Genomic DNA, 24224 nt, shown 5'->3' with positions numbered 1-24224 from the left:
TTTTTTCTACCAGGTCATTCCATTTGAATTCCTACCCATTCTCTCAAGGAATGATTTTTCAGAAGCATTGCCTTTTGCAAGGTCAGGATCAATACTTTTACTAACAGTAGCATCTGGATTAACAGCACCATCAGCAGTAATAGTAGTATCCACTTTAACTTCTCCTCCATCATCATCTTTTGGAGGTTCTGATTTTTTAACAGCTCCAGGAACAGGATCCTCTTTTGGAGGTTCTGGTGGTTTTTCCCCACCTTCAAGTTTAGTTATCCTTGCATCCATAGTATCTAATCTTTTATCGATTTTACCTAGTGCTTCTAAAATTTTATTTTCATCTTCCACAGGTTCATTATTTTGTGCTGGAGGTTCAGTTGGTTCTTGAGGTTCAGATTTAGCAACTAAACCATTAATTAATTTTTCAAGAATACCTTCTGAAACCTGCACATTATTTTTTCCATTGTCTTCTTTTGTCATAACTTCCACCTCTTCTGGTGTGATATATTTTTTCACAAATTCTTCATCATCTTCATATACTTCAAAAACCGCCATAGGATGTGATGGTTGATCAACAATACTGATTGTTGATGGTTTCCAATCTTTAATGTCTTTAAATTTCAAAGCCATATTTAACCTCCTAATCCTCTACTCATTTGAGCAACACTTTTATATGGTGCAGCCAGTATGCTGAAACCATTGTATTCCCCATCTCGGATTGCTTGTTGTATTTCCTCATCAGTTACATCAACAGAAATAAACCAGGATCCTTTGGGGTAAGTGTTTCCCCTGAAAGTGGTTGGTGATTCAAGAATATATGATTCTAAAATTCTTCCTACAGGTTGGAGTGTGTGCTGTACATCAACTCCTAATCCCAGGCGATTGTATATTAATGATGCTTGTCTTATTGTTTCTTCATCCAGTATGTCTCCTGTTGCATCAGGGATTCCTGGTATGCAGACTGCACCTTTCACAATCATAGTTTTTTTTGACTCCCCATTTTTTTATATTGGAAAAAAATTAGTTTTGTTGGAGTTTTTTTTAGTAAAAAAGAAAGGAGGATTTTAAAAAAAGATAAATGATGTTAAGTTACTAAAATAAAAATATTTTTTTATCCCCCTTCAATATATAGGAGTGGAAAAATAGAAAAAAACGAAAAGTTAAATAAATTTATTCAACAATTTTGACCATAGGTTTAAATTGAGGATATTTATCAAGAAAATCTAAAGCATATTGTATATGATATTCCCTAGCTTCTTTGTGTTTCCCTTCATATTTTAATCTATGAGTTACAGCCCGTTCATTCTGATCCAAAGATTCAAACTCCGGATGTTCAATACACTGAATTAATCTTAATCGATTAATATTAGGAATAACTTCACGTACAATACTCATTAATCTATGAGGTAAACCTGAAGGTGTTGTAATGAAATCTCTTAATTGATCCTCAGACCAATTTTTAACAAATTCATAATTAGGAATCAATTTTTCAACCATGATAATGAACCCCAGTATTTGTTAGTATATTATATATAAAACTTCCTATATAAAAATTACGATATCATTTCCCAATGAGCAATAAACTCTGATTTTTCACGTATTAATCTTAAATCAACATTTTTATCAAACAAAATTTCAAACTCCTGAGGAGTTTCAGTTATTCCTTCAATATACAGAATTTTAATTCCTTTTGGAATGACAATATAATTAATATACTCCCCATATTCTTCAGGTTTAACATTTTCGGAAATAGAAGTTGATAAAAATGAATCTGAATGATAATTATCTCCTTCTACAAATTTAGTCATTGGACTTTTTTGTCTTCTAACTACAACAAGACTTTCTTCTAATATTTTACCTTTCTTAAATACTGATTTTGAAGATTTAATTGCTTTATTAAAAGAGATATAATATTTTGAATTAGCTAAATCCTGCTCCCATAATTTAGAATATTTTCTTTTAATACGCCACCTCTTAACTGGGTTGAGCTCCCCTTTTATTTCTCTGAAATAATTATTCAAACTATAATATCCTTCATCAGAATATGCTTTTATGAATTTATACTCTTCAGAAGTCAAATCTTCTTTTTTAATTCCATATTTATATTCAAATGCCAATTTATCTTTAGATGATTCACCAACACCATAAACTGTTTTATTACCAATTTTCACTGCTTTATTTTTAGCTTTACTAAATTTAGTGATAGATTCATTTAATTTAAATTTACTGAAATCTCTTTTTGAATTTTGTTTTGGTTTTGAAGAAATATTAATCATTACTGTTTTTCTTTTAACATTTTCAGTGATTTTACTTCCTGTATTTTTAATCTTGTTACCTATATTCGATATGGTTCTAATTATCTTATTCTTAATCTTAGAAGTTATCTTCAAAGAATTTTGATTACTGCTACTTTTATTCTTACCATGTAAGTAAGAATTAGAAGGAATATTAAAAGAACTTTTACTTTTAAGATTACTTGGAGTACTATTAGTATAGCTTAACCAACATCTGCAATTAGCAACATTCTCAGCACCTCCAGCTAAATCCCCAGGATACATCATCTCAGTACGATAACTACCAGTAATAATAAAATAATCATCAATAGGAACACTCTCAATAAAGTTAGCACGATGCCAAATTCTATGTTGTCTAGCACGACCATTCATCCAAACCTTATACTTATACCCCTTATCCAAAGCATGTAAAAAACTCATCCTAGACTGATTAGTATGCAAAGCATCACGAACAATATTCTTAGCATTCTTACGATACAACTCCCCATACTTCTTTTTAATCTCACTATCAGACAACTTACTTTCAGCTTCAATCTTAGCTTTTAACTTATAAGCATCACTATCAAAACGTGAAGATAAAATCTTAGAATAATCCCCAACAGTTTGATCAACACTACCTTGAATAATCTTAGAACGCTTTTTCATTAAAGTATTAGCTTGACCTTGCAAAGCAGTATCAATTATGTTCTCTGCAATCTTTTTACTATTCCCAATTTTATTTCCATCAATAATATTATTTAATAATTTATCTTTATAAGAATCAATACTTTTATCAGCTTTATTCGTATGTTTAAACAAATGATTAAAACTTATATCTCTTTTAACCACATAAAGCTGATGCAATCTTTGAGTTAAAAGCAGATACTGAAGTTTCTTTTTAGAAATCATAATAAACCATTCTTATTAAAATCAGAATTCAAAGCATCAATCATACTATCCAATTTACCTTCAGCATCCATTGGAGCATCACCATACAAAACCTTATCCAAAGACTGATTATTCATAAACCTACAATTATAATACTCATCATCTTCACTCATTTTCAAATCAAAAGATTCACCAAAACGATTAACAAACTCCCCTAAAGTCACTGCACCATTTTGCAGTAATTTAATTCCACGATCCAATACTTTATCTTCCTCATCAAAATTAACAGGCAAATACTCAAGTTTATGTGTAAATATTCCAAATTCCTTTTGAATAATAGTCTTATTAATCAAATTAGCCATCCTCTTTTGCAATGTAGCTACTGTAGATTTACTATAATTTTTAAGCAAAGTTTCAGTACGATTACTAGCAATACCTGTAGACTCAGAATCACCTAAACGTTCACGAGGTACACGATGAATACGACGAATACGATCAGCCACACTACCTGACAGTTCTAAAAAACTGCCTTCTTTTTTCTCATCAGCAATTTTAGTAACATTAACACTAACATTATTTTCTTCACTGGGAATAGTGAAAACTAAAGCAGTTCCAGGCTCATTGGACACTTCACGAAACTCATGTTCCAAATCCTCTTCAAAATCATCAAAAGTATAATCTTCTTTTTCCTCAACATTACCTGTAACAGTAATAATATAATTCGGAATACCATGTGCTTTAAAATGCCCTTGCTGATACTCAATAATAGCATTATCAGTTAAAATAGCATCCAACTCGGACAAATATTTCGGTCTACCATAAACAAGACTTTCATTACTTTTAAGATTAAACCAGATTAAATCATTTGCACGATTTTCATCTGTAATATTATCATCCCACAAACCAGTTTCACGATTCAATTGCTTAATATTGTCAGGATCATATAATTTGAAATAATTTTCTTTATGCCCTATCTTTTGTACAACACGTTTTTTATCACGACACATTCTCAGGTATAAACTGCTTACATGATTAACACTTTTCAACTCCCCTTTTTCCCTAAGTAGTTCTAATCCTGCAAAACCAAAAGCTTCTAAATCTTCTAGGAATGATTCTATTTCCTCATCAAAATTAAAATCATTTAAAAAATCATCTAATCCTTCAGGTATTTCTTCTCCTTCTTTAGAGATTATTTTTTTACCTGTGAAAATTGCATCTTCACATTTAACAGTAATACAAATATCATGCAAACCACTAATATCACGCAACTTATCTAATTGGAACGGGTCATACGCTGGGTCAATTACTTCTGTACCATATGTTAATTCATCTTTACTCATTTCTTGAGATTTAATCTCATATTCATTTAAAACACTTTTAATCACTGAATCTCTTAAAAAGTTACTTTTAACTATTTTAACCATTATTAATTTCTCCTTCTACGATTTCTTTTTCTTAAAACTGTAGGTTTTGTTTGAGGATATAAACCTTCATGTAACAATGATACACTATCTACACGGTCATCATGTGTTGTTTCATCATCAGCTATTATTTTCTCTGATGGGAATTTCACAGCTTGTTTCATGAAATCTTTCAACCATTTACCACGAACAAATAATATCCGTCCATTATTCATCCCCCGTATAGTTCTACTTGCTCTTATTAATTTTGATTTAGGAACACGAATAAAATTAGGATGATAGTCTTCGAATTCGTTTTCCCAGTATCTTTTAACTATTTTACCTGCAGCTGCAGGCTGATACTCAATCCAATTATCATACTCTGAATGTTCATCCATAATCCTTGTCATGTATTGTTCTAACTTACCTGGCTTTTTTTGTGTGCTTTTCTGATTATGCACTACACCTACTTTTCCTTGTAATACTGTTGAAAAACTACATGCTGTATAATCAGAAGTACTTTTTTCTGTTGCTGCAATATCCCATGTAATTACTTCTTGAAGAATATCCTTTTCAGTTAATAATTCATTAAACTCTTGTTTGCTAATTGTTGCTGCTTCAATTGTATCATAATCAAATACATCTCCAGCTCTTATTTCATAATCCCAATTACCAATCTGATACTGATAATCTGCTTTTGATAATTCACGTAAATTAGCTAAGTATTTTTCTTTGTCAATATATGGATTATGCCAGAAATTCATTTCAAAAAAAGGGTATTGTCCTTTAACAAATTTTTCATTTAAGTATGTTGATCCATCTGCATCAGCAGGATTACTAATATAGTAAATTGCTAATGGGAAAGTCATTAACTTATCAGTTCCTCTGAGACTACGATTCAGGAATTGCAGGTTTACTTTTTCAAATTCTGAAGCTTCATCAACAATGATTTTATGATAAGCACGACTTTTGAATTTCTCTTTGTCTTTTTCCAGAAGCATATATGAATAATAAATCCGTGCATCATTTTCATGGTTAATGAAACATCTTTTACTTTGATTGTGTTCTATGTAATCGAATGGTTCTGTCCAATGGTCCAGGTAATCTACTATTCCTCCAGTCGCTATTACATTATCATAAGTAGACCGTAGAATTAAGCAGCGGTAGTATGGTACTTCATAATGTTGTAAGGCTAATACTGCTCCAAGCATACTTTTACCAGAATATGCGGAACCTCCAATTAGTTTTCTTGTGTGGCGGTCTGCAATTGCATATAATTGTCGGTCGTATGGTGTTACTGGAATGTATGGGTTTTCAAGTATTGTTCTTCTAATCAACTTTTTTTGTTGTTGATCTAAGTGTATTTTCTTGTAATCTACTCTCATAATTCATCAGTGAATTTTTCTAAATCATCGTTAATGGTTAGTAATTCTTCTAATTCTTTGTCGTTCATATGGATTACATTATCATTTTCTTTGGTGGATGTTTCAATACTTCCTTGTATTTGAGTATTATTATCTTTAATATCTGTTGGTTGACCATGAGCTAGTCTGAAATTTCTATAGATTATTTCCGCAGATTTATTTAGATTTAGAAAACTATTTGCTCGTGTAGTTGGAGCATTCTCATTACTATTTTCTTTTAGTTCTTTTTGTATTTCTTTTAGTAATTCAAAATCATCATTGAAGAATTCTTGAAACTTAGCATTTCCTTGTTTGAATAATTCATAGTTCCACTCTCTTTCTTTTTGATCCATATGATTATCATATAATCTGCATCTTTCCACCCAATTCCATCTTGAAGAGAGTGTTTTTAGTTGACTTAGTGAAGGTATGTTTTTTTCTTCAGTATGCTTCGATTTCTTCAATTTTATTATCTGTGGGAATGTTCTTTTGGAACCTAAATCTCTGTATTCTTTGAATAGTGAATAGCTTTTACTTGGTTCTCCTTTTTGTCTTTCCCATGCTTCAGTCATAATCCCCCCATCCTTATATTTTTTTTGAACATTATTGTAATGTTTATTCTTTTTTGTTGAACACGAAATTTTAAAATACGGGATTTTTTATTTTCATAGTGAACAATATAATATTGTTTAGTTTTGAATTTTGAACAAAAAAAAGTTTTATTAGTTTTTTATAATAGTTTTAGGAAATTCACAATAACAAACTGAAATCCATCAATCAAAAATACAATCAAAGCACCAACAATTGCTATGAATACTCCACTTTTTATTGTGAATAATCGATTATCATCATTAGCTTGTTCTTCCTGAATAGCCAACTGTTTTGTTTGAATTTCAATACTTTTATCCATTTTCTTTATCAGTTTTTCTAATTGCTTATTTTGAAACTGATCACTTGCTTCCAGTTTACTTATACGAGATTCCTGTTTACAATATTTCTCATGTAAATCTTGAACTTGATTATGGGTCATTATTGTTTCCTCCATTGTTAGTGGAGGTGTAAGTTCTTGAAATCCATCCAACTATCCCCCCTAATGCTACTGCTGCTAGTTCGTTGTTTCCAATATAGGTGCTTAGAATTCCTATAATTATTATTCCAATTATTGCTAATGTTGTGTTGTTGAAGTTAGTCATTATTATTTTCACTCCTAAAAAAAATTTGTTTTTAAAAAAAACATTGGGGAAGGGATTTGAACCCCTGCGATACTAGTGTATCATTAGATTAGCAGTCTAACGCCCTACCAGGCTAGGCTACCCCAACATTGTTGGTGGAGGGAATTGCACCCTCAACTTTTGAGTGGTTACTAAGTTACAATAAAAAATAAGCTATTACCAACATCATGAACATGTATTAAAGGAGATAAATATTTATATTATATTTATGGGAAGAATATTTTTTTTTAAGATATGTGATATTAATTATTTAATCTTTGGAGGATACCTATATATTTTAATGAAGAAAAAAATCCAATCATTCTATTATTCATTAAAAATTTGCTACCATTCCCATAATAATTTTTAAGAATAATAATAAATGAAAAGCGAATAATAAACGGATAAGAATATTATTTTTAAATTGTCAAATAATGATAATGCGAAGCTAATTGTACAATAACATATGATAAAATATTTTTTATAAGTGTTTTATTACAAGACCACATTTTTTACAAACATACTCATCATGCCACTCATCATAGTAAACCTTTTTGCAATCTTTTTTCAGTTTTTCACAAACAGGACACTCTATTTCTGCATGTTTCATTTTTTAAGGGAAATACACACCCGCAGTTTGTGCAATTATATTCTGCACGAGATTCATCCAAAACAGTTAAAGGGGATTCAGGAAACTTAATATAACAAGATGTCTTATGATTTCTATAATGTTTTTCTTGTTTTTTCCTTTGTTTCCACTTCCAGTTACAAACAGGACACTCTATTTCTGCATGTTTCATGTTTTTAAAAAATGTATTAGCATCCAAATAATATTATCCTCCCATATATAATTATAATAATGTCTTTTATTTTTTTTTCATAAAAAAAGATAAAATTATAAAATATTTTATCCCCTTCAATATATAGGAGTGGAAAAATAGAAAAAAAGATTAAAAATAAAAAAAATTTAATCACTTAATAAATAACTATCAAGAAAATGCTCACCACGACTGATATGTCCCTTACTTACAATCCATTTAATCATGGGATCCATCAAACCTTTTTCATATTCTTTAATAAAATAATTCAATGTCCAAAAAGTAACCTTTTCATTAAAAATTATCCTTTCAAAAAGTTCTTTAGATGTCTTTTTAAATTTTTTTCTATGAAAAATAATACTGTCAATTTCATCAATAGTTAAATACAATGCAATATCTTCACCAGAAATATAAATACATTCCTTATCAACATCATACCAATAATACTTCTCATTAGGATTTCTTAATAATTTAAGATACTTGATAAAATTCATATTTTTACTCCTATTCTTTTTAATTCTCTTTTCACAGTTCTTTCCTCCAAACCAAAATCACTCAAAGCATGCTGTGAAAGAAATGTTGTACCAGGCTCCCTTAACTCATTACTAATTAACTCCCCATCATTAATTAATTTCCTACGTTTTTGTTGATACTTTGCTTTCTGCTCACGTACCGCCCAGGTCCTGCAAGCTTCCCTGCAATAACCTGTTTTATTCTCAAACTTAATAAATACTCTGCCACAGTATTTGCATTTGCTGATGTAGAATCTTGTTTGTGGATCATTTAATGTTTTCTTCAATAACATCCTATCATCTTTCTAAATTTTTAGATAGTAAGTTTTTCTTCACTTCAAAAACAAACATGTGAAAAGGTAAAAGTTTACCCTGATATTTCACATATTCATTAATTACTTGTGATTTTTTTAATGCTTCAGTTATAGTTTCTTGTTTTAATTCTTCATTTATGCATTCAAAATTGGAGACTGTTCTACTTAAACTAATGTATACTCTTTCATATAGATTAAGGTTATTGTTTTTCACATTCTCCACCACAACAAGAAACTGAATTTTCAGAAGTGTTGAATTTACCATCTTCAATCATTTCAATCAACTCATTAAGAATACGAGTAACATGCATCAAAGTATGAAGATTAATACTATGAATTATAACATCATCATACTCCATGTCTCTCAAACTACCTGTGCATTCTTTATGAATAGTAAAAGATTGTTCTTCAAATTCCCTGCTTCTTGTTTTAATAAAATATAGTAATAATTTCTCATCAATCATACATATTTATCCTCCATGTATTTTTTAACTTCTTTCATAAAAACTCCTGATTACAATATAACCTATCTTAATCATCAAAAAAATCAGTAAGACATAACACTAAACAACAACTAATAATTACACTTACACTAAAAACTACCCAACCATCCATCATACTATATTCTCCCCCCATTATCTCCAACTTGTTATTAACTCATACTCCTCATGAGTTAACTTCTGTTTTAACCTTTCATCAAAACTTCTTACATCTCCAGGATTATTCTCATCCCAACAAGACTCAATCTTGGCAGTTAATTCATTAATTTCTTCCTTATTCATTTTCAATATCCTCCTATTTAATTTTGAAAGGTTGTAATGGTAGTGTTGGTCTTTCAAATATAATCTGAAACAAAACAGTATCCCCACATATATCTGGATAAATACTTTTTAACTCATGTTTCAACAAATCAACATGCCTATAACCTTCAAACCAAGCATGATTATGTTTCAAATCTTTAAATTTAACCTGTTCAACTCTCCGTACTACCCGAAGCAGACAAAAACCCGTCCCCTCAAACCAACATTCTACAAGGTCACCTTTTTTCAATCCTTTATCAGATTTTCTTATTGTAGACATTTTTTTCCTACTTCTTAAAGGTTCAAAGAAATACGGTTTAAACTTCAATGTTTTCATTTTTATCAACTTCCTTTTTTACATATCTTTGCTTCTTTTTTATCATCATCCAACACTATATTATGTTCTTTTAGGTATGATTTTCCAAATAATTCTTCAGCATGTTTACATAACAGATAAGAATCAATTACTCCTTCAGCAGATATTATTCCTTCTTTTTCTAATTTTTCAAGTATATCATTACAACTCATTTTTGGATCTCCTTTTTATTCCGGACTGGTTGTCTTTGACTTGGTTCAGGAACACCACACCTCATACGTACCTTTTCAGCAAACTTAACAAACTCATCTGCAAATAAACTTATTCTAAACCACATCAACTGCCACCTTAATATAATATGTTCCTCATCTTCTTTCTTCATGATTCCACCTTTTTTAACCTAGTTTGGAAGTTATTTCCCCCATAACGCCTAACATGATCTTCACAAATGATTCTTTTCACAAAGGAATCTTTTTGATGTCGAGTTAATCCATACCTTTTCTGCAACTCATCAACAGAGATATTTAATTCATGTTTATAATCTCTCCTGAATTTCAAATATGTTTCTTCACCTTTAGAAACATCATAATCCGTTTCAACAATATTAAAAACTGGTTTATTCATTTTTTATCTCTCCTTAAAAAAATGTAAACATAAATGTTTACAATTTAAAAAATATTTATAGTGAATTACGTACGTATACGTACGTACGTACGTGCACGTACGTGGTTTCCTACAGGTTCTTCGGAAAAATGTAAACATAAATGTTTACAAATCATTTTATCACCAAACCATAATTCCGAACATCATAACCCAAATCATACACATGATCCAATAATGACTTATACGGAACTTCTTGCTGCTTACTAATATTCTTCAGCTGATCTTTACCAATAAAACCAGCATTATCAACAATCCTATTAACTGTACCCATCACCCCATCAAAGACATTTACACTTCTTTCATGTTCTAAACGCTCAGCACGAATCTTACATAATCTTGATTCACGAGCATTAATCTCATTTTGCAACTCAGCTATCTCTTTTCTCAAACTATTTTCCTCATCTTCAGATAAATCAATAGCTAATCTTAACTGCTCTTCTAAAAACTCACTTCTGGTTGTCCCCAGTTTGTTTTTAGCTTCCCTCCATACTTCAGAATCAACCATGAATGAAACCTGTATTTTTTCACTCATACATCATCACCTAACTCTTTCATGACAGTTTCTAATTGCATTTCCTTTGCAATTAAATCTAATTTTAAAGACCTGATTTCCTCTTTTAACTGGTCCTTTTCAATTAACCTTTGATTTTGTTTACTCACATACATATCAATGCAATGTTCCACGCAGAAACGTACAGTTAAACCATACTTTTCCATTAACTTTTTTGCCCTTGTAGTAATCCTACCAGATACCACTTCAGGGAAATTATCCTGAGTATTCATACTCTTACACCTAACATTTTTTCTGCTTTTTTAATATGTTTGCATTTATAATGTTCTACTTTTTGATGTCGGTAGAAATAATCTTCACAACTACACCACCATCCATCTATACTGTCCCAGTTCACAGTATTGGATCCAGTATTTCCTGATGCCTTGAATTGTATGAATATTATTTCTACCTTAGGTTCCATAATTAAACAGCAACCTCTTTTTCTTGATTTTTAAACCAGTTATATGCTTCTTTGTTTTCAGCTTTGGTCAGTTCACCATCTTTGAATAACTTCATTCTATGAGTATTAATCATAGATGGAGTTATTTCCAGTGAACTGTCCTTTTTATGAATATACTCGCGGATTTTCTGCACAGCACCAGTAGCCTCAACTTTCTCAGTTCTTGCAGAACTACCCTTAGCAGTTTTAACATTAATTTTATCAGAATCCACAACATCTTTTTCAACAATTAGAAACATGTTTGCTAATAAATATCTTTTTAAGTAAGTAATGTAACTGCCTTCACTTTGCATTACATTCATACCTTTATTTAAAGCAACTATTTCAGGCATAGGAACACTGGTGATGACAGATTCCCCAGGTTCATTCCAATTTCTGATTTTCAATTGAGCCAATTCATTTGTAAATGAAAACTCAATGAATAACTCCTGTTCATAACATTCACAAAAGATTGCAGGCAAAATATCTTCTAATTCATAGTACTTAAATTTCCCAAATTTATTGTACCCACTTTTAGGTAATTTTTTATGCAGGAGATTCTTTTGAATTCCTGCAATTTTCTGATATATAGTCATAAAAAAATAATCCCCCTTTTTACATATTCATCGACTTTTTCATCAAATCCCTAATTTCTTTTAACTGTTCATTTTCACTTATTTTTCTAAACATGGTGTTCAGAATATATTCATCGTAATCTATATTTTTTTCAGCACATAACTCTTCCATCAGTGCTTTAACTATTCTAACTTGATTTTTCTGTACAATATGTTTAAAGATCATATCAAAAAATGAATTCAATTCTGCAGGATTTTTAGCATCTACATTATGGTCTAAAAAGTGGATTGCATTAGTTAATTTCTCCTTTAACTCTTTTTTGTTTATGATTTCTTCAGTAAATAGTTCTTTCTCCATTAAAATTCCTCCTCAATAATCTCCAATACTTTGTTTTCATCAATATTTTCCAAAGATGCTTGAGAGTGTGGAATGAAACTTTTTGACACCCAGTAGTCATGATACTGGATTTCACCACCACACAGTTCCTGTAAAGTATTCATAATATCACGTGTGTTCTCATAAGTACTGTCATGAAAAACAATTACAGATAAGAAAATACCATGTAAGTTTCCATGAGCAGAAATACGTCCGCCCATTTTTTCAACAATTCCTAATAATTGATTGTAAAACCTGTTTTGCTGATCATAAGTAATCATACTAAACACCCATTATTATAAGGATCCATAGGCCCTACTACAAGGAATGCAAAAATGAATAATAAAATTATTAAAATTATTCCTTTTGCAAAGATTATTTCAACTTCATACTTTTCTCTCCAGGACACTTTTTTATGAAGTCTAACTGGAGTAGGTTTATTGTTGAAGAGACTCATAATTGAGCCTCCAACACTTTATACTTAACTTCTTTTTTCATACCAGGAGTATTAAGGAAATCTTTCAATTCCCTTAATCTGGTTTGTTCTTCAACATACTCTGCATACTCCCCGTATAATGTTTCGAACAATTCTCTTTGTTCAGGATATTCCTGTGCTAGAAATACGAACAGTTCATCTATTTCACAGTAATCTTTGTACTGTGACTGGTTTATACGATATAACGCATTACCAATCTTGTTTTCATTTTTCCAAAATTCAGGAGTGAACATTCATTTACCCCCGTAAGCTAGTTCACCTGCACGAGCAAACTCCAACATTTGATCATCAGACAATTCATAGATTTGAAATTGCTTATATTCATCAGCCAACCTATGATCTATTTCTTCCTGTGTTTCATAATCCTCAGACAATAATATCTGTTCAAGATAATCAAACTCGACCTCATCTTCAGGTGGAGTAATCGTATACATTGAGTTGTTGTATCTGCAACTCATACGCCCACACTCCTGAATTTTTGGAGTTCTTCTTCATAGACTCTGTTTTGAGCCTGAAGCCTTTTTGCTTTTAAAAATACATGTTCAATTTCTTCTTTGGAAGTTAACCTTCCAAAAACTTCAATCTTATTATTATCCATATTACCAACTCGTGGATTTTTTAGAAGATCTTCTTCAGAGTTGCCGCTCTGATTTTTTCTTCTTCAAATAACTATTATACTTAATACTATATAAAGGTTATTATATTTACCTTTATTAAAGGTAAATATATATACTGCAAAACAGAATATATTATATAAGAAATATAAAAATGGAGGTATGCCTATTTTAGAATATACAACAAAATTAAGTAAAGGCGGACCTAATTCTATTAGGTCAATAGTCCCCCAAGATGTGATAAAATTATTAGAATTAGAACTGGGGGATTCATTACATTGGATTGTAAATATTGATGAAGGAATAACTGTATCTATTGAAAAAGCTGAAAAATAATCAGTTAATCCTTCACAAATATTTTTAGTAAATATTAAATATCTTTTTTTATAATAAATAGTATTGGTTACTAAAATTTTTATCAACTCGTGGTATCTATTTTTTGTAGCCTCTAGTTTTTGAGAGGCGAGATGTTGCCGCATCACAGACCCCCTCATCAACTAGGAATTACATTTACTTATTTTGCATTTAATTGTTCTTTTTCAACCTTTTTTTGTTCTGATAACATCATAAAATATGTAAAGTATAATCTATTTACAAAACCATATTCCCCACTATTTTCTCTCCCAATAGACTCTATAATCCCAAGGTCTTTAGCTCTCTTTAAAAAATCATTAAAAGCTCTCTTCTCCCCATTTGTCAAAATATTTTTCACATCTGATTTTTTAAAATCCATTAATCTATTTTCCCCTAATTTAAGAAAAATATCAATATATGTATCGCTTCTAATTTTATTTAATTTGGATTTTAATTGTTTTTTAGCTAATTCATCTGTTGCATCAGTAATACCAGAAAATACTATAGATTCATTTATTTTTAAATTATCTTGAGCATTCCAAAAAATTGAATCACCAATTTGTTGCATTATTAAAGGCATACCCCATGAAAAATAAACCATAGGTTCTATAGAATTATATCCATCTTCAAACTCAATGCCTACATTATTAAATGAAGTTGTGAAGAAATCTTCAATATCATTATCCTCTAAATTATCAATTTCAATTAAATTAAACATTCTAGAAAATGATTCATTAATTGAACATAATTTTTCAAATTCATGAGGGTAACTTATTAATGTGAAAACAACAGGCATATGATATTCATTAACCAATAATGTTTCAGATAATCCTTTATACCAATCTGTAAACTCTTCATTATCAGATAAACCATTAAGATCATCAACAACAATAAATATTCCATAATCTTCAGGTAATTCTTTACAAGTAGTAATCAAAAAATCTGCAAAATGTTTTTTAATATTATGAATTAAATTAGTATCATTATCTTTTAAAGATACTCCAGTCCCTGCAACTTTAAATTCATTAATATTATTCAAAATTTTATCAATTACACTTTTACCTAAATAATCCTTTTTAAATTCTTTTAATAATCCATCAAGTAACTTTTGTATTAATTCATCAATAGTTTTTCCACCACCATTGTTAATATGGATTGGAATCATTTGAAAATCATCTTCTGCTTTTCTTGAAACATAATTTATAAATGATGTTTTACCCATTCCTCTCTTTCCAGTTATGAAAAAATGTTCGGGAGCTCCTTGATTTTTAACTTTAGGTAAATATTTTATAATTTTGTTGATATCTTCTTTTCTTCCTTTAAAATTATCTGGAGATACTGGTCTCCCTGGTTCAAAAGGACTTTCTGGGAAATCTTGTGACATGATATTTTTACCCCTCAATACTCATTTATTACAATTTACATTTTGTATTTAACTGTCTTATCAAATTTTTATTACTGTATCAGCTAGAAAATCTGGTGTAACATTCCGTTTCTTTTTTTGATTTAAAATAGTATTGGACCATTTACTGAACTGTGTAGCTTCTTTACTATTGACGCGATAGCCTACGGAAATCATAGCATCTAAATTATAGAGTATGGGTTGAGTATTTGCTTCAGGATTAATTTTAATAACGATTCCACTAATAGTGGAATCGTTTGGATTAACAGTTACTTCATCTTTAACAAGTTCTCCACTATCAAAGATATTATTTAAATGTTTACTAATGTTTTTTGGTGTTTTATTAAATAAATTAGCCATTGTTTTTTGTGTTGCCCATAATGTTTCGTTTTCTTGATCAATGATAACTTTAATTGATACTGGCCCATCTTCACTTTTATATAAAAATGTTTCAATAAGATTACTTTCCACCATGATTTATATAACCTCTACAATTTTACTCTTCAAAAAAGTTTTTTTATTCTTGTTTTTATATTTATGTTATAAGTTAATATAAATGTTTCTATTCAAAAAATAAACCTTAAAAATACAGTATATTCAATGAAAATAATGAAACACTAAACATTATTCAGTATGAAAAAATGAAACGCATTGTGTTCTAAATTTTGGTGTTTAATTAGTTTTGTGAACTGTTAGGTTATTGTTCATTTTTATAATGAATATTTTTTATCTTTTTTTGTTATTAAAATGTATTGATATTTTTAATTAAAAAAATAGAAACCTTTATATACTATGTAGTACAATATAATAATAGAAATACATGGAGGTGAAAAGTTGTCAGAATCAGAGGCAATAAAAATCATAATATTGTCTTTGAGTATAATCCTAGAAATACTCAAAAGACAAAAACACAAGTAGGAGGTTAACCCCCTCTTACAATTATTATATTTTTTATTGCTTCTTATATAAATTTTTCTTAAAAAGGAGGTGAAAAACAAAATGACAATAACAAGCATCATAATACTAATATTATTAATCATATTAGCAATATTAATCTACATTAATAGAAACCAAAAATATACTTGGATAAGTTTAATAATATGGTTGGTTATTTTAATAAGTTTCATCTACGAAACATTAATCTAACCCCCCCATATTTTTTTTATATTATAAGCCAAAAAAAAGGAAGATGATAAAAAATGACTGACTACACCAGCATAAGAATAAAAAAAGAAATAGCTGAAAAAATACAATTAATAAAAATACAAAACAACTGCAAATCACTAAACGAAACACTAGAACAACTAATACCCCGAACAGTAAACGAAAACTACGAGTTCATAAAAGAACAACCAATATTCACAATAAACAACAAACCCATAACATTCACAGACCTGAAAAACAACAATACAGGCAAAACATGGGGAAATGAAAAACAAAACGCAACAATAGTATTTAAAGATAAACAAGGAGCATTTATAAGATTCAATGATGAAGATGAAGTATTCTTAGAATACTACCACTTCATCTAAAACCATTCTTTTTTTAATATTAAAAATAAATCCATAAAACCTCAAATTTTTAAAGTTTTAAAAATTTGTTCCATAAGGTACATAGCATCATCCAATTCACCTTCAGAGATATTATAAAAAGGATCATAATCTGCTTTTTTTCTTAAATTAAATAAATCATATAGTTTATTCCTAACAGAATACTGATTGACCTCAAGAAGTTCATATTGAACTTGCCCATGTTCTGTAATAAACTCATTTTCACCAAAGTCTTCTTTAGACAATGGTTTAAATTTATAAACTTCCTGAAGCCACAAACTAACATATAAATAAGCACTGTAATAGCACCTATTGATAATAGTACTAAACACACAACGATTATCGCAATTTTCAGGGATTAATTCTTCTTTATTTTCATATAACTGCTTAGTGAATTTATATAATTCATATTGAGGGTATTTTTCAATATTAATGTATAAAACCCCCAATAAATTATTTAATTAAAATATAGGTATCTTTATAGAAATCAAACATATTATTTTCCTTTGAAAAGATAACCATATCATTAATAATTTGGTCTAACAGAGAATATTTTTCTTTCCTATCAATATGAAATGGAACATTAATTGTAAATACTTTTTCAGGATATGATCCATCATACACTGTATCAATAGATATATTTTTTCCTAATCCTAAATTGTCAGAAATTTTTATAAGTTCATCATAAAATTCAGTGATTTTACTTTCAAAAGACTCTGTGGATGATTTTTTAAAAAACTTATTTTTAAAAAAATCCCCTACAATATTAGAAGGTTTATTATATCCATAATTTTTATCAACTGAATACACCATAGACACCACCTATAAATGTTTATTCTAAAGTTTTTCTAATAATATCCAATGTTTCAGGATTATTTTGAACATCAATAAGAACTGTATTACTTTTTATTTCTTCATCATTCCTATAAGATAAAGTAAGAATATCCTTATTTATTTCCCCATCTTTTAAAACAAAAGCTGCATTTATAGGTATAACTTCAAGATTTTCAAAGTTTTCTTCAAGTTTTTTTAAAAAATCAACATTAAAAACTTCTTTAAGGGAAATCCCCTCTTGAAGCACTCTTAAGCTTCTTGCATCCTTTTTCATTTAACTTCCTCCAAAATAGTTATTTAATAAATATCTTTTATTAAACATATAAACCTTGTCAAAAAATTTTTAAATTAATAAATCTTCAAAGTCATTTTCTTTGAAATTTTCTTCTTTTTTCTCAATATTTCGTAATCTTTCATCAATATCATAGATTAATTTTTCATAATCTTTGATTTTTTCATCTTTTTCAACAATTGTATTTTCTAATTTTAAAAATTCTGGAGATTTAACAGTGATCTTTTCAACTTCTTTACTAATTGATAATGCTGGTAAATGTTGAATATATTCCTGTTTTAAATCAGCAGGATTGGTCATGAAATATACTTCATCAGTACTGTTTTTTGATTTGCCTTGCAGGTCATTTACTTTGTCCAGACTCATACCATCATTATATAGTGTTGAGGCGTGGAATTTTCTGAGCATGTGGCTGCGGAATCTGTTGTAGTTTCCTGCTTTTCCTAATCCTAATTCATTGTTTATTTTAATGAATTGTTGGTTTAGGTAGTCTTCATGTATTTTGAATAGTTGGGATTCTGGTGTTAAATTTTGTCTTGATAGTAAGTGATGATTTATAGCTGTGACTGCTTCTGGACTGCAATAGGTAATATAATATTTCTGTGTTTTTTGCCTTAAAATATTAAAAGTAGGGACAACATTATCAATATTATTTAACACATCTATCATTTCCATAATATTATCTGTATTATGGTATTCTTTAGTTGCGTTCATATAGTCCATTACAGTTAAATTTAATGTTTCTCTTCTGGCACAACCTGAACTACTCATGAATAATATAATAGCTTTCATGGTAGAAGTACATATATTAACTGCTTCACGAATAATTTCTTTATCAGGTAAATCTTTAAAACTGATCGGTTTGGGATTATTATAACTTTTTTTATCAATTCGTGGCAGATCATGTATTTCAATTTCAAAATATTTATATACAACAAGAACTGGTGTGAAAGTATTTGATACAGTGTTATAATAATAATTATCCATCAAATACTTGCGAAAATTTAATAATCTTCTTTTTAATGTACGATGTTTCCATCGTATACCCTGTTCTTCTTCTTTTTCTGCTTCTTCGATTAATTCGGCTAATGATAACTTATTCAATTCACAATATTTATTTATTGAATGTTTGTAAATATGCTGTGTTGTTTTTTTATGATTTTTAACAGAATGGATCTCATTTAGGATTTCTTCATTGGTTCTCATATTTATCAAATCTATTTTTCTCTTTTTATATTGTTTGATGTAGAGTGCATTTGATAAGTATGTGATAATATGTCTACTGTCGTGTCTACTATATGATATTTAGAAGCAATAGTATAAATCTCTTTTTTAACTTCATCACCATTATTAACATCATCAATATTTATTTTTAAAGTTAAAATAGAATCAATACCATCTAAAGACCATAAATGAATATCTAAAACATTATTAATATGATTTAAACCTTCTATTTGGGATTTGATTTCATCAACATCAACATTTTTAGGTGATTTTTGAAGTAAAACACAGACAGACTCATGTAATGCCTTACCCATATTATATAATAACCATAAGCTGATTATTAATGAAAGCAACGGATCTAAAAATGATACATTCCAAAACATTAAGATTACACTAATAACCAAAATAGCTATCCATCCGAATACATCTCCCAAAAGATGGAATAAAATAACTTTTTCATTAATAGTTTCTCCTTTATGAAGTTTAAAAACAGAAACTCCCTTAAATATAATTCCAACAATAGCTACTAAAAGCATCCATCCTGCTTCCGGTGCTACAGGACATAATAAACGTGAAATTGATTCATAAACTACAACAACAGAAACAATAATCACAAAAATTGAAGTTATGACTGCTCCTAAAATAGAAAACCTTTGATAACCATAAGTATAATTTTCATTTGGATTTTTCTGAGATACATGCTCCAGCACCCCAGCCAAACCAATAGATATAGTATCTGACAAATCATGTAAACAATCAGCAAGAATAGCTACACTGTTTGTAATTAATCCTCCAAGAATAACTATAACATTAAAAGTAATATTTAAAATGAAAACAAAAAGGAGGTTACCTTTAGCTTTTTCATGATGTTCATGATTGTGTTCTATTTTCATATAATATAATAAGTTTGATTAAATTAAAAAAGGTTATGATAACACCACAAATATCTTTATATAATTAAATAGACAATATGTATAATAGTGATAAAAAATGGCTTTTACAGGAATTACTTTATTTTCACATATTTTACCGGTAATATTCGGATTTTTCGGAGTTTTACTAATAATAGCTGGAACATTAGATGAAAATAAATACAAATTTGTTGTAGGAACAATATTGTTTGTCTTAGCAGCTGTATTACCGTATATAATCTTAAGATTTTTGTTATTATAAAATAACACTTTACTATTTTTATAATTTTTAAAAAAAAAGATGGTTATGAATTATCAATAACCATAACTTACAACATAACCGTGGTCATCACAGACCCTAAAGTAGCCGTCATCATAATTGATTCTATGATATCCGTTTCCTATATCACTACGGGAAACTTCGTGCTGTTTTGGATCCCACCCGTCATCTAAAACATCAGACTCATGAGCAGTTAAGTGTTCTTCACCACCATAAGTTCTTGTAGGTCTTTTATAACCATCATCTGCAGACCCAGATGAAGAGGATTGTGAAGTTACATTATCTACAGATACTGAAGTATTGTTAGTATTATTAATTGTTGTGCCGTTGTATGCTTCATGAGCATTTCCAAAGACAAGTATTGTTCCCCCAATTATAACAGCCAAACAAATAATAGCCAATACAATGATTATAGTATTTTTATTAAACATATCATCACCATAGTGTAACTAATCAAGTAATTTCATTTCACCTGAATGCAAAGCTGTTCCTACTAAAACCTTTTTTATACCCATGTCTTCAAGTTCACTAACTGATTTGTTATTTAAACCTCCAGCTATAATCAGTTTATCTTTTAAATCTTTAAAATCATCCAGTAATTCCTGATTATAACCTTTTTGTGTTCCGACACCTGTAATGTCTAAAAGAATTATTTCATCAGGATCCAATTCTTCCAAAATTTCTTTAAATTCAGCTAATGAAATATTTAAATTCTTTGAATATAATTCATTGTCCTTAACATCTACACTTACAACAATCCTTTCTTTAGGATATTTTTCAAAAATCTTTTTAATCTCACCAATGCTTTTTATGGTTTCTGTTGGGACAATTATCTTATATGCATAGTCTAAAAAGAAAGTAAATGATTCAAAATCCTTAACACCTGCATCCAGCATAACCGGCAAAATTGAGTTTACCATTTTAACATCATGAATATTATGACCATTACCTTCAATTAAATCCAAATCAGCAATATATAACTCATCTGCCCCATTAATTGATAATCCATTAGCTATATCAACAGGATTAGCTGATGGTGCGAAAACTGTTTGTAATGGAGTATATGTGTCCCTTAATCCAGATTTTCCACTAACTGCAATATTATCTTTTAAATCTAAAACTGGAACTTTTTTAATCATGATTAATTATTTGATAATGTCTGACTATTAATATTTTTGAAAAAAAGTTGCTAAATATAAGGAGGTGAAATTAGGTAAGGGCACCTAATTCCTAAATAAAAAAAATAATGATCAATTATAAGGGTTTAACAAAAAATATGTTATGAACCTTACACATAGATTTAACTTCGTAGTATATAAACTTTACTTTATTTTATAAAAATTAAAGTATATTTGATAATTAAATTATACAATAAAATAGATCAAATATTAAATAGAATTAAAATATTTAATTTTGAAATTAAACAAAAATATAAAAATTAATAAAAATTTGAATATATGTAATTTTTAACCTGCTAAAATTTCAAAATATGCTAAATTAAGCTTGAAAATTAAAATTAAAGATGTTTCCCAATACACAACACCCCTTAAAAACATCCAAGCAAAATATCAATAAAAATTAGCTTGAAGTAATGTATGAAAGAGGAGAACTGAAAAACAAATACATTATGTATCTTAAATAGGATGACTTAATGAATAATACAAAACATCACTTCAAACTGTATATTATACATTAAATCCCACAGTATAAATATTTTTTTATAAAAAAGTATTACTATATTAATATATAAAATAAAAAAAGTATTAACTAAAATTAAAAAAATAAAATTATTGTCTATAATTCTCATCAATATATGAATCAAATTTTAAATAAGCTTCATCAATAGCACCGGCTACCTGATCCTGGGTAATCTCTGAAAGTTTGTCAAAGGTAACTCCAACATCTACATCAACATCAAGCTGATTATTTTCATAGCTGACGATAATATCCAAATCCAAATCATCCAGTTCTTTAGTAGAAATAGCTTTTGAAACTTCAATTTCTAAAATTTCACCAAAATCATCAGAAATAGTAGCTAAATCAACAGATGATAATTTTTTAAGTTTAGACATGAAAATCTATAAAAAAAAGAATGTTATAGGAGAATTATTCTCCTTGTAACCCTTGCATAGCAGCTTGGATATTAGTTTGCATTTCTTCAAGTTTTTTCATAACTCTTTCTTCTTGACGAGCCATGGTTTGTTTTCTTAACTTGAGAGTTTCTAATTTTTCATTCATATCTTCAACTGCTTGTGCATAATCAACTTTAATAAGTAAGTTTCCAGCTTGTTTGAAAACTTCAGCATTTTCATCAGTTTTGTTAAGTTCTTCAAGAGCAGTTTCACTTTCTTGAATTTGAACTTCAACATTTTGAATCTGCATGGTTACAGCTTGAGCTTGTTGTTGTAATTGTTGGAATTGATTTAATTGATGTTGTATATTTTCTGGGATTTCCATTTTACCACCTATTTTATTTTAATAACTAAAAGTTGTTTTTTATAATATTTAAAAATATTGTATTAAATAGTTAAATTATTAATCTCTAAAGACAACTTAATCCATTTAATTGCAGAGTTAACAGAAGCTCTAAAAGAAGTAGAATCTTCTGCATCAATTCTAATTAGAATTCTATATTCATCTAAAGTTAAACTCATAGATGACCTATAATCAGGAGCAGTTTCAAATTCTAAAATAATGGATTCATAAATTATTTTAGCCTGCTTTTGATTTTCAAATTCAATAGCTATATCACTTTTAATAGATTCAAGAGGACTGTCTACGTTCATAATTCCCCATCTAAAATCTTTTTAACATTAATCTGTAAATCGGTTTTATCTCCGAATTTATTTACAAAATTAATTTTAGCTATTAAATCATCCTCTTTAGAAATAAGAATATAATTTTCACTAGCTTTATCTACCAATTCAAAACCTAAAATTTCACTTAAAACATTGAGCTTTTCAACTTTAGAAACTATTTTCAAATTTTTAGGTAAAATATGACATCTTTCATTAGAAGTAGTAACTCCAATTAATATTATAAGTAAAATTTCCCCTTTATTTGAATAAAAAGTTACTCTGCTAGGATTACCCTTAATCTCATTAACAATAGCTAAATTATGCTCATCTAATTCCAGAGCTTTTAAAAGTAACTCACGCATATTACTTTTTCCCCGGTTTACGCTAGTGGAACCAGTTGCATGAGCGAGATTTTTACAAAACTTTCTTGTTTTTTGAGAAGGTTTTCTAGAAGTTGAAATTAACATTTAAATCATAAAAAATAGTTTTAAAAAATATGTAGATAAAAGCAAAAATGATTATCTTGCTTTTATAATTCTTGTTACTTCTGGAACATTTTTAAATAAAATCCTATATCTACATTTAGGACATTTATTTTCCATGTAGCTTTTGTGATCTACTTCAGTTCCACAACGTGGACATCTATACAAGGATTATTCCTCCACATTAACATTTCTTATGTTACGTGCTGCAGATTTTGCCATAGGAGTTTCTGGTACATATGCTCCTCCGGTAAATACTGCGCCACATTTTCTACATTTCCAAATTCCAGCAGCTTGTCTTTTTACATAAGGTCTATCACATCTAGGACAAACATGATTTTTTTTCATGTTTTCTTCGATCATTTTTACAGATCTTTTTGCTTTTCTTCCGTATCTTGCACCGAACCTACCTGTAATACCCACTTTTTTTGTTCTTGCCATTTAAATTCTCTCCA

At 28.8% G+C, this 24224-nt stretch carries 46 protein-coding genes and 1 tRNA gene; 3 read left to right on the top strand and 44 right to left on the bottom strand.

What is annotated here, in order from left to right; translation table 11 throughout:
* Nucleotides 1–6 precede the first annotated feature (6 nt).
* The 29 genes from MSM_RS08385 to MSM_RS09245 all read right to left on the bottom strand — a co-directional run bounded on the left by MSM_RS08385 (nt 7) and on the right by MSM_RS09245 (nt 13626).
* Nucleotides 7–621: a hypothetical protein gene (locus tag MSM_RS08385; RefSeq protein ID WP_011954686.1), complete on the bottom strand. Its 615-nt coding sequence runs from the start codon at nt 619–621 to the stop codon at nt 7–9.
* A gap of 2 nt (nt 622–623) precedes the next feature.
* Nucleotides 624–971 carry an XkdF-like putative serine protease domain-containing protein gene (locus MSM_RS08380; RefSeq protein ID WP_011954685.1) on the bottom strand — a complete coding sequence of 116 codons (348 nt, stop codon included), beginning with the start codon at nt 969–971 and terminating at the stop codon, nt 624–626.
* Between the two features lie 190 nt (nt 972–1161).
* Entirely contained in the window at nt 1162–1488 is a 327-nt protein-coding gene (locus tag MSM_RS08375) for a hypothetical protein (protein ID WP_011954684.1), read from the bottom strand.
* Between the two features lie 56 nt (nt 1489–1544).
* Nucleotides 1545–3083, bottom strand: coding sequence for an ADP-ribosyltransferase (locus tag MSM_RS08995; RefSeq protein ID WP_187146474.1), 1539 nt, complete (start codon nt 3081–3083; stop codon nt 1545–1547).
* Nucleotides 3084–3169: 86 nt separating this feature from the next.
* Nucleotides 3170–4576, bottom strand: coding sequence for a phage portal family protein (locus MSM_RS08360; protein WP_011954682.1), 1407 nt, complete (start codon nt 4574–4576; stop codon nt 3170–3172).
* Between the two features lie 2 nt (nt 4577–4578).
* On the bottom strand, nt 4579–5937 hold the full coding sequence (locus MSM_RS08355; protein WP_011954681.1) for a phage terminase large subunit family protein: 1359 nt from the start codon (nt 5935–5937) through the stop codon (nt 4579–4581).
* Entirely contained in the window at nt 5934–6527 is a 594-nt protein-coding gene (locus MSM_RS08350) for a hypothetical protein (protein ID WP_011954680.1), read from the bottom strand. Before MSM_RS08350 ends, MSM_RS08355 begins: the two co-directional genes overlap by 4 nt.
* A gap of 158 nt (nt 6528–6685) precedes the next feature.
* Nucleotides 6686–6985: a hypothetical protein gene (locus tag MSM_RS08345; protein WP_011954679.1), complete on the bottom strand. Its 300-nt coding sequence runs from the start codon at nt 6983–6985 to the stop codon at nt 6686–6688.
* Entirely contained in the window at nt 6975–7148 is a 174-nt protein-coding gene (locus MSM_RS09260) for a hypothetical protein (RefSeq protein ID WP_011954678.1), read from the bottom strand. Before MSM_RS09260 ends, MSM_RS08345 begins: the two co-directional genes overlap by 11 nt.
* A gap of 41 nt (nt 7149–7189) precedes the next feature.
* Nucleotides 7190–7275 (bottom strand) — tRNA-Ser (locus tag MSM_RS08340).
* Nucleotides 7276–8133: 858 nt separating this feature from the next.
* Complete coding sequence (locus MSM_RS08330) at nt 8134–8478, bottom strand: hypothetical protein (RefSeq protein ID WP_011954676.1); 345 nt, start codon at nt 8476–8478, stop codon at nt 8134–8136.
* Nucleotides 8475–8789 carry a hypothetical protein gene (locus MSM_RS08325; RefSeq protein WP_011954675.1) on the bottom strand — a complete coding sequence of 105 codons (315 nt, stop codon included), beginning with the start codon at nt 8787–8789 and terminating at the stop codon, nt 8475–8477. The genes MSM_RS08330 and MSM_RS08325 overlap by 4 nt, the downstream gene beginning before the upstream one ends.
* 4 nt (nt 8790–8793) lie before the next feature.
* Nucleotides 8794–9024 carry a hypothetical protein gene (locus tag MSM_RS08320; RefSeq protein ID WP_011954674.1) on the bottom strand — a complete coding sequence of 77 codons (231 nt, stop codon included), beginning with the start codon at nt 9022–9024 and terminating at the stop codon, nt 8794–8796.
* Nucleotides 9011–9274 (bottom strand): hypothetical protein, encoded by a 264-nt coding sequence (locus MSM_RS08315; protein ID WP_011954673.1) that lies wholly within the window; start codon nt 9272–9274, stop codon nt 9011–9013. Before MSM_RS08315 ends, MSM_RS08320 begins: the two co-directional genes overlap by 14 nt.
* A 171-nt stretch (nt 9275–9445) precedes the next feature.
* Nucleotides 9446–9592, bottom strand: a complete 147-nt coding sequence (locus tag MSM_RS09255) for a hypothetical protein (protein ID WP_011954672.1) — start codon at nt 9590–9592, stop codon at nt 9446–9448.
* Between the two features lie 13 nt (nt 9593–9605).
* Complete coding sequence (locus tag MSM_RS08310; RefSeq protein WP_011954671.1) at nt 9606–9947, bottom strand: ASCH domain-containing protein; 342 nt, start codon at nt 9945–9947, stop codon at nt 9606–9608.
* Between the two features lie 5 nt (nt 9948–9952).
* Nucleotides 9953–10138 carry a hypothetical protein gene (locus MSM_RS08305; protein ID WP_011954670.1) on the bottom strand — a complete coding sequence of 62 codons (186 nt, stop codon included), beginning with the start codon at nt 10136–10138 and terminating at the stop codon, nt 9953–9955.
* Complete coding sequence (locus tag MSM_RS09405) at nt 10135–10263, bottom strand: hypothetical protein (protein WP_255359953.1); 129 nt, start codon at nt 10261–10263, stop codon at nt 10135–10137. The genes MSM_RS08305 and MSM_RS09405 overlap by 4 nt, the downstream gene beginning before the upstream one ends.
* Before the next feature lie 41 nt (nt 10264–10304).
* A complete protein-coding gene (locus MSM_RS08300) occupies nt 10305–10550 on the bottom strand; it encodes a hypothetical protein (RefSeq protein WP_011954668.1) in 246 nt (81 codons plus the stop codon).
* Between the two features lie 151 nt (nt 10551–10701).
* Complete coding sequence (locus tag MSM_RS08295) at nt 10702–11121, bottom strand: hypothetical protein (protein WP_011954667.1); 420 nt, start codon at nt 11119–11121, stop codon at nt 10702–10704.
* On the bottom strand, nt 11118–11372 hold the full coding sequence (locus MSM_RS08290; protein WP_011954666.1) for a hypothetical protein: 255 nt from the start codon (nt 11370–11372) through the stop codon (nt 11118–11120). Before MSM_RS08290 ends, MSM_RS08295 begins: the two co-directional genes overlap by 4 nt.
* Nucleotides 11369–11563 carry a hypothetical protein gene (locus MSM_RS08285; protein ID WP_011954665.1) on the bottom strand — a complete coding sequence of 65 codons (195 nt, stop codon included), beginning with the start codon at nt 11561–11563 and terminating at the stop codon, nt 11369–11371. The genes MSM_RS08290 and MSM_RS08285 overlap by 4 nt, the downstream gene beginning before the upstream one ends.
* 2 nt (nt 11564–11565) lie before the next feature.
* Nucleotides 11566–12177, bottom strand: a complete 612-nt coding sequence (locus tag MSM_RS08280) for an ERF family protein (protein ID WP_011954664.1) — start codon at nt 12175–12177, stop codon at nt 11566–11568.
* A 19-nt stretch (nt 12178–12196) separates the two neighbouring features.
* The gene (locus MSM_RS09250) at nt 12197–12514 is read right to left on the bottom strand and encodes a hypothetical protein (protein WP_011954663.1); all 318 of its coding nucleotides are present in this window, start codon (nt 12512–12514) and stop codon (nt 12197–12199) included.
* Nucleotides 12514–12813, bottom strand: a complete 300-nt coding sequence (locus tag MSM_RS08270; protein ID WP_011954662.1) for a hypothetical protein — start codon at nt 12811–12813, stop codon at nt 12514–12516. Before MSM_RS08270 ends, MSM_RS09250 begins: the two co-directional genes overlap by 1 nt.
* Nucleotides 12810–12989 carry a hypothetical protein gene (locus MSM_RS08265; RefSeq protein WP_011954661.1) on the bottom strand — a complete coding sequence of 60 codons (180 nt, stop codon included), beginning with the start codon at nt 12987–12989 and terminating at the stop codon, nt 12810–12812. Before MSM_RS08265 ends, MSM_RS08270 begins: the two co-directional genes overlap by 4 nt.
* On the bottom strand, nt 12986–13261 hold the full coding sequence (locus MSM_RS08260) for a hypothetical protein (RefSeq protein WP_011954660.1): 276 nt from the start codon (nt 13259–13261) through the stop codon (nt 12986–12988). Before MSM_RS08260 ends, MSM_RS08265 begins: the two co-directional genes overlap by 4 nt.
* On the bottom strand, nt 13262–13486 hold the full coding sequence (locus tag MSM_RS08255) for a hypothetical protein (RefSeq protein ID WP_011954659.1): 225 nt from the start codon (nt 13484–13486) through the stop codon (nt 13262–13264).
* Nucleotides 13483–13626 (bottom strand): hypothetical protein, encoded by a 144-nt coding sequence (locus tag MSM_RS09245; protein ID WP_011954658.1) that lies wholly within the window; start codon nt 13624–13626, stop codon nt 13483–13485. Before MSM_RS09245 ends, MSM_RS08255 begins: the two co-directional genes overlap by 4 nt.
* A 178-nt stretch (nt 13627–13804) precedes the next feature.
* Between MSM_RS09245 and MSM_RS09240 the strand changes: the two genes are divergently transcribed.
* Entirely contained in the window at nt 13805–13978 is a 174-nt protein-coding gene (locus MSM_RS09240; protein ID WP_011954657.1) for a hypothetical protein, read from the top strand.
* A 178-nt stretch (nt 13979–14156) separates the two neighbouring features.
* On the opposite strand, the gene MSM_RS08250 is transcribed toward MSM_RS09240, so the two are convergent.
* Together MSM_RS08250 and rhuM are read right to left on the bottom strand one after the other, a co-directional pair.
* The gene (locus tag MSM_RS08250; protein ID WP_011954656.1) at nt 14157–15380 is read right to left on the bottom strand and encodes an AAA family ATPase; all 1224 of its coding nucleotides are present in this window, start codon (nt 15378–15380) and stop codon (nt 14157–14159) included.
* 60 nt (nt 15381–15440) lie between these two features.
* A complete protein-coding gene (rhuM, locus tag MSM_RS08245; protein WP_011954655.1) occupies nt 15441–15872 on the bottom strand; it encodes a RhuM family protein in 432 nt (143 codons plus the stop codon).
* Nucleotides 15873–16597: 725 nt separating this feature from the next.
* Here rhuM and MSM_RS08240 point away from each other — a divergent pair.
* Complete coding sequence (locus tag MSM_RS08240) at nt 16598–16930, top strand: hypothetical protein (protein ID WP_011954654.1); 333 nt, start codon at nt 16598–16600, stop codon at nt 16928–16930.
* Between the two features lie 41 nt (nt 16931–16971).
* Here the strand turns inward: MSM_RS08240 and MSM_RS08235 are convergent, their stop codons facing one another.
* The 5 genes from MSM_RS08235 to MSM_RS08215 all read right to left on the bottom strand — a co-directional run bounded on the left by MSM_RS08235 (nt 16972) and on the right by MSM_RS08215 (nt 20191).
* Nucleotides 16972–17280: a hypothetical protein gene (locus MSM_RS08235; protein WP_187146473.1), complete on the bottom strand. Its 309-nt coding sequence runs from the start codon at nt 17278–17280 to the stop codon at nt 16972–16974.
* Nucleotides 17281–17401: 121 nt separating this feature from the next.
* Nucleotides 17402–17761, bottom strand: coding sequence for a hypothetical protein (locus MSM_RS08230; RefSeq protein WP_011954652.1), 360 nt, complete (start codon nt 17759–17761; stop codon nt 17402–17404).
* Between the two features lie 19 nt (nt 17762–17780).
* Complete coding sequence (locus MSM_RS08225; RefSeq protein ID WP_011954651.1) at nt 17781–18056, bottom strand: hypothetical protein; 276 nt, start codon at nt 18054–18056, stop codon at nt 17781–17783.
* Between the two features lie 69 nt (nt 18057–18125).
* On the bottom strand, nt 18126–19280 hold the full coding sequence (locus MSM_RS08220) for a tyrosine-type recombinase/integrase (protein ID WP_011954650.1): 1155 nt from the start codon (nt 19278–19280) through the stop codon (nt 18126–18128).
* Nucleotides 19281–19291: 11 nt separating this feature from the next.
* The gene (locus tag MSM_RS08215; protein ID WP_011954649.1) at nt 19292–20191 is read right to left on the bottom strand and encodes a cation diffusion facilitator family transporter; all 900 of its coding nucleotides are present in this window, start codon (nt 20189–20191) and stop codon (nt 19292–19294) included.
* A 97-nt stretch (nt 20192–20288) separates the two neighbouring features.
* Here MSM_RS08215 and MSM_RS08210 point away from each other — a divergent pair, with 97 nt between their 5' ends.
* A complete protein-coding gene (locus tag MSM_RS08210; protein ID WP_004035192.1) occupies nt 20289–20471 on the top strand; it encodes a hypothetical protein in 183 nt (60 codons plus the stop codon).
* 53 nt (nt 20472–20524) lie between these two features.
* Here MSM_RS08210 and MSM_RS08205 read toward each other — a convergent pair whose 3' ends face one another.
* From MSM_RS08205 to rpl37A, 8 genes are all read right to left on the bottom strand, one after another.
* Nucleotides 20525–20920 (bottom strand): hypothetical protein, encoded by a 396-nt coding sequence (locus tag MSM_RS08205; protein WP_011954648.1) that lies wholly within the window; start codon nt 20918–20920, stop codon nt 20525–20527.
* Nucleotides 20921–20938: 18 nt separating this feature from the next.
* A complete protein-coding gene (locus MSM_RS08200) occupies nt 20939–21628 on the bottom strand; it encodes a HisA/HisF family protein (protein WP_011954647.1) in 690 nt (229 codons plus the stop codon).
* A 648-nt stretch (nt 21629–22276) separates the two neighbouring features.
* Complete coding sequence (locus MSM_RS08195) at nt 22277–22561, bottom strand: DUF3194 domain-containing protein (protein WP_011954646.1); 285 nt, start codon at nt 22559–22561, stop codon at nt 22277–22279.
* A 34-nt stretch (nt 22562–22595) separates the two neighbouring features.
* Nucleotides 22596–22946, bottom strand: coding sequence for a prefoldin subunit beta (locus MSM_RS08190; protein WP_004033636.1), 351 nt, complete (start codon nt 22944–22946; stop codon nt 22596–22598).
* Between the two features lie 62 nt (nt 22947–23008).
* The gene (locus MSM_RS08185; protein ID WP_011954645.1) at nt 23009–23275 is read right to left on the bottom strand and encodes a KEOPS complex subunit Pcc1; all 267 of its coding nucleotides are present in this window, start codon (nt 23273–23275) and stop codon (nt 23009–23011) included.
* Nucleotides 23272–23754 carry a Brix domain-containing protein gene (locus MSM_RS08180; RefSeq protein ID WP_004035195.1) on the bottom strand — a complete coding sequence of 161 codons (483 nt, stop codon included), beginning with the start codon at nt 23752–23754 and terminating at the stop codon, nt 23272–23274. Before MSM_RS08180 ends, MSM_RS08185 begins: the two co-directional genes overlap by 4 nt.
* Before the next feature lie 51 nt (nt 23755–23805).
* A complete protein-coding gene (locus MSM_RS08175) occupies nt 23806–23937 on the bottom strand; it encodes a DNA-directed RNA polymerase subunit P (protein ID WP_011954644.1) in 132 nt (43 codons plus the stop codon).
* Nucleotides 23938–23940: 3 nt separating this feature from the next.
* Nucleotides 23941–24210, bottom strand: coding sequence for a 50S ribosomal protein L37Ae (gene rpl37A, locus MSM_RS08170; RefSeq protein WP_004033629.1), 270 nt, complete (start codon nt 24208–24210; stop codon nt 23941–23943).
* Nucleotides 24211–24224 lie beyond the last annotated feature (14 nt).

It is taken from the genome of Methanobrevibacter smithii ATCC 35061, assembly GCF_000016525.1.
Lineage (GTDB): Archaea > Methanobacteriota > Methanobacteria > Methanobacteriales > Methanobacteriaceae > Methanocatella > Methanocatella smithii.
This window is presented reverse-complemented; position numbering and strand designations above follow the sequence as displayed.

What these genes read in the sequence shown, in the direction of transcription:
- rhuM (WP_011954655.1), bottom strand. Translation starts at nt 15,872, where the DNA reads ATGGTGGAAAGTAATCTTATTGAAACATTTTTATATAAAAGTGAAGAT.
- MSM_RS08350 (WP_011954680.1), bottom strand. Translation starts at nt 6,527, where the DNA reads ATGACTGAAGCATGGGAAAGACAAAAAGGAGAACCAAGTAAAAGCTAT.
- MSM_RS08285 (WP_011954665.1), bottom strand. Translation starts at nt 11,563, where the DNA reads ATGGAACCTAAGGTAGAAATAATATTCATACAATTCAAGGCATCAGGA.
- MSM_RS08385 (WP_011954686.1), bottom strand. Translation starts at nt 621, where the DNA reads ATGGCTTTGAAATTTAAAGACATTAAAGATTGGAAACCATCAACAATC.
- MSM_RS08240 (WP_011954654.1), top strand. Translation starts at nt 16,598, where the DNA reads ATGACTGACTACACCAGCATAAGAATAAAAAAAGAAATAGCTGAAAAA.
- MSM_RS08230 (WP_011954652.1), bottom strand. Translation starts at nt 17,761, where the DNA reads ATGGTGTATTCAGTTGATAAAAATTATGGATATAATAAACCTTCTAAT.
- MSM_RS08185 (WP_011954645.1), bottom strand. Translation starts at nt 23,275, where the DNA reads ATGAACGTAGACAGTCCTCTTGAATCTATTAAAAGTGATATAGCTATT.
- MSM_RS08195 (WP_011954646.1), bottom strand. Translation starts at nt 22,561, where the DNA reads ATGTCTAAACTTAAAAAATTATCATCTGTTGATTTAGCTACTATTTCT.
- MSM_RS09405 (WP_255359953.1), bottom strand. Translation starts at nt 10,263, where the DNA reads ATGTGGTTTAGAATAAGTTTATTTGCAGATGAGTTTGTTAAGTTTGCT.
- MSM_RS08380 (WP_011954685.1), bottom strand. Translation starts at nt 971, where the DNA reads ATGATTGTGAAAGGTGCAGTCTGCATACCAGGAATCCCTGATGCAACA.
- MSM_RS09260 (WP_011954678.1), bottom strand. Translation starts at nt 7,148, where the DNA reads ATGACTAACTTCAACAACACAACATTAGCAATAATTGGAATAATAATT.
- rpl37A (WP_004033629.1), bottom strand. Translation starts at nt 24,210, where the DNA reads ATGGCAAGAACAAAAAAAGTGGGTATTACAGGTAGGTTCGGTGCAAGA.
- MSM_RS09240 (WP_011954657.1), top strand. Translation starts at nt 13,805, where the DNA reads ATGCCTATTTTAGAATATACAACAAAATTAAGTAAAGGCGGACCTAAT.
- MSM_RS08270 (WP_011954662.1), bottom strand. Translation starts at nt 12,813, where the DNA reads ATGATTACTTATGATCAGCAAAACAGGTTTTACAATCAATTATTAGGA.
- MSM_RS08375 (WP_011954684.1), bottom strand. Translation starts at nt 1,488, where the DNA reads ATGGTTGAAAAATTGATTCCTAATTATGAATTTGTTAAAAATTGGTCT.
- MSM_RS08260 (WP_011954660.1), bottom strand. Translation starts at nt 13,261, where the DNA reads ATGTTCACTCCTGAATTTTGGAAAAATGAAAACAAGATTGGTAATGCG.
- MSM_RS08330 (WP_011954676.1), bottom strand. Translation starts at nt 8,478, where the DNA reads ATGAATTTTATCAAGTATCTTAAATTATTAAGAAATCCTAATGAGAAG.
- MSM_RS08295 (WP_011954667.1), bottom strand. Translation starts at nt 11,121, where the DNA reads ATGAGTGAAAAAATACAGGTTTCATTCATGGTTGATTCTGAAGTATGG.
- MSM_RS08325 (WP_011954675.1), bottom strand. Translation starts at nt 8,789, where the DNA reads ATGTTATTGAAGAAAACATTAAATGATCCACAAACAAGATTCTACATC.
- MSM_RS08310 (WP_011954671.1), bottom strand. Translation starts at nt 9,947, where the DNA reads ATGAAAACATTGAAGTTTAAACCGTATTTCTTTGAACCTTTAAGAAGT.
- MSM_RS09250 (WP_011954663.1), bottom strand. Translation starts at nt 12,514, where the DNA reads ATGGAGAAAGAACTATTTACTGAAGAAATCATAAACAAAAAAGAGTTA.
- MSM_RS08205 (WP_011954648.1), bottom strand. Translation starts at nt 20,920, where the DNA reads ATGTTTAATAAAAATACTATAATCATTGTATTGGCTATTATTTGTTTG.
- MSM_RS09255 (WP_011954672.1), bottom strand. Translation starts at nt 9,592, where the DNA reads ATGAATAAGGAAGAAATTAATGAATTAACTGCCAAGATTGAGTCTTGT.
- MSM_RS08255 (WP_011954659.1), bottom strand. Translation starts at nt 13,486, where the DNA reads ATGAGTTGCAGATACAACAACTCAATGTATACGATTACTCCACCTGAA.
- MSM_RS08290 (WP_011954666.1), bottom strand. Translation starts at nt 11,372, where the DNA reads ATGAATACTCAGGATAATTTCCCTGAAGTGGTATCTGGTAGGATTACT.
- MSM_RS08315 (WP_011954673.1), bottom strand. Translation starts at nt 9,274, where the DNA reads ATGATTGATGAGAAATTATTACTATATTTTATTAAAACAAGAAGCAGG.
- MSM_RS08300 (WP_011954668.1), bottom strand. Translation starts at nt 10,550, where the DNA reads ATGAATAAACCAGTTTTTAATATTGTTGAAACGGATTATGATGTTTCT.
- MSM_RS08305 (WP_011954670.1), bottom strand. Translation starts at nt 10,138, where the DNA reads ATGAGTTGTAATGATATACTTGAAAAATTAGAAAAAGAAGGAATAATA.
- MSM_RS08250 (WP_011954656.1), bottom strand. Translation starts at nt 15,380, where the DNA reads ATGTCACAAGATTTCCCAGAAAGTCCTTTTGAACCAGGGAGACCAGTA.
- MSM_RS08280 (WP_011954664.1), bottom strand. Translation starts at nt 12,177, where the DNA reads ATGACTATATATCAGAAAATTGCAGGAATTCAAAAGAATCTCCTGCAT.
- MSM_RS08200 (WP_011954647.1), bottom strand. Translation starts at nt 21,628, where the DNA reads ATGATTAAAAAAGTTCCAGTTTTAGATTTAAAAGATAATATTGCAGTT.
- MSM_RS08190 (WP_004033636.1), bottom strand. Translation starts at nt 22,946, where the DNA reads ATGGAAATCCCAGAAAATATACAACATCAATTAAATCAATTCCAACAA.
- MSM_RS08225 (WP_011954651.1), bottom strand. Translation starts at nt 18,056, where the DNA reads ATGAAAAAGGATGCAAGAAGCTTAAGAGTGCTTCAAGAGGGGATTTCC.
- MSM_RS08215 (WP_011954649.1), bottom strand. Translation starts at nt 20,191, where the DNA reads ATGAAAATAGAACACAATCATGAACATCATGAAAAAGCTAAAGGTAAC.
- MSM_RS08210 (WP_004035192.1), top strand. Translation starts at nt 20,289, where the DNA reads ATGGCTTTTACAGGAATTACTTTATTTTCACATATTTTACCGGTAATA.
- MSM_RS08360 (WP_011954682.1), bottom strand. Translation starts at nt 4,576, where the DNA reads ATGGTTAAAATAGTTAAAAGTAACTTTTTAAGAGATTCAGTGATTAAA.
- MSM_RS08265 (WP_011954661.1), bottom strand. Translation starts at nt 12,989, where the DNA reads ATGAGTCTCTTCAACAATAAACCTACTCCAGTTAGACTTCATAAAAAA.
- MSM_RS09245 (WP_011954658.1), bottom strand. Translation starts at nt 13,626, where the DNA reads ATGGATAATAATAAGATTGAAGTTTTTGGAAGGTTAACTTCCAAAGAA.
- MSM_RS08180 (WP_004035195.1), bottom strand. Translation starts at nt 23,754, where the DNA reads ATGTTAATTTCAACTTCTAGAAAACCTTCTCAAAAAACAAGAAAGTTT.
- MSM_RS08220 (WP_011954650.1), bottom strand. Translation starts at nt 19,280, where the DNA reads ATGAGAACCAATGAAGAAATCCTAAATGAGATCCATTCTGTTAAAAAT.
- MSM_RS08345 (WP_011954679.1), bottom strand. Translation starts at nt 6,985, where the DNA reads ATGACCCATAATCAAGTTCAAGATTTACATGAGAAATATTGTAAACAG.
- MSM_RS08355 (WP_011954681.1), bottom strand. Translation starts at nt 5,937, where the DNA reads ATGAGAGTAGATTACAAGAAAATACACTTAGATCAACAACAAAAAAAG.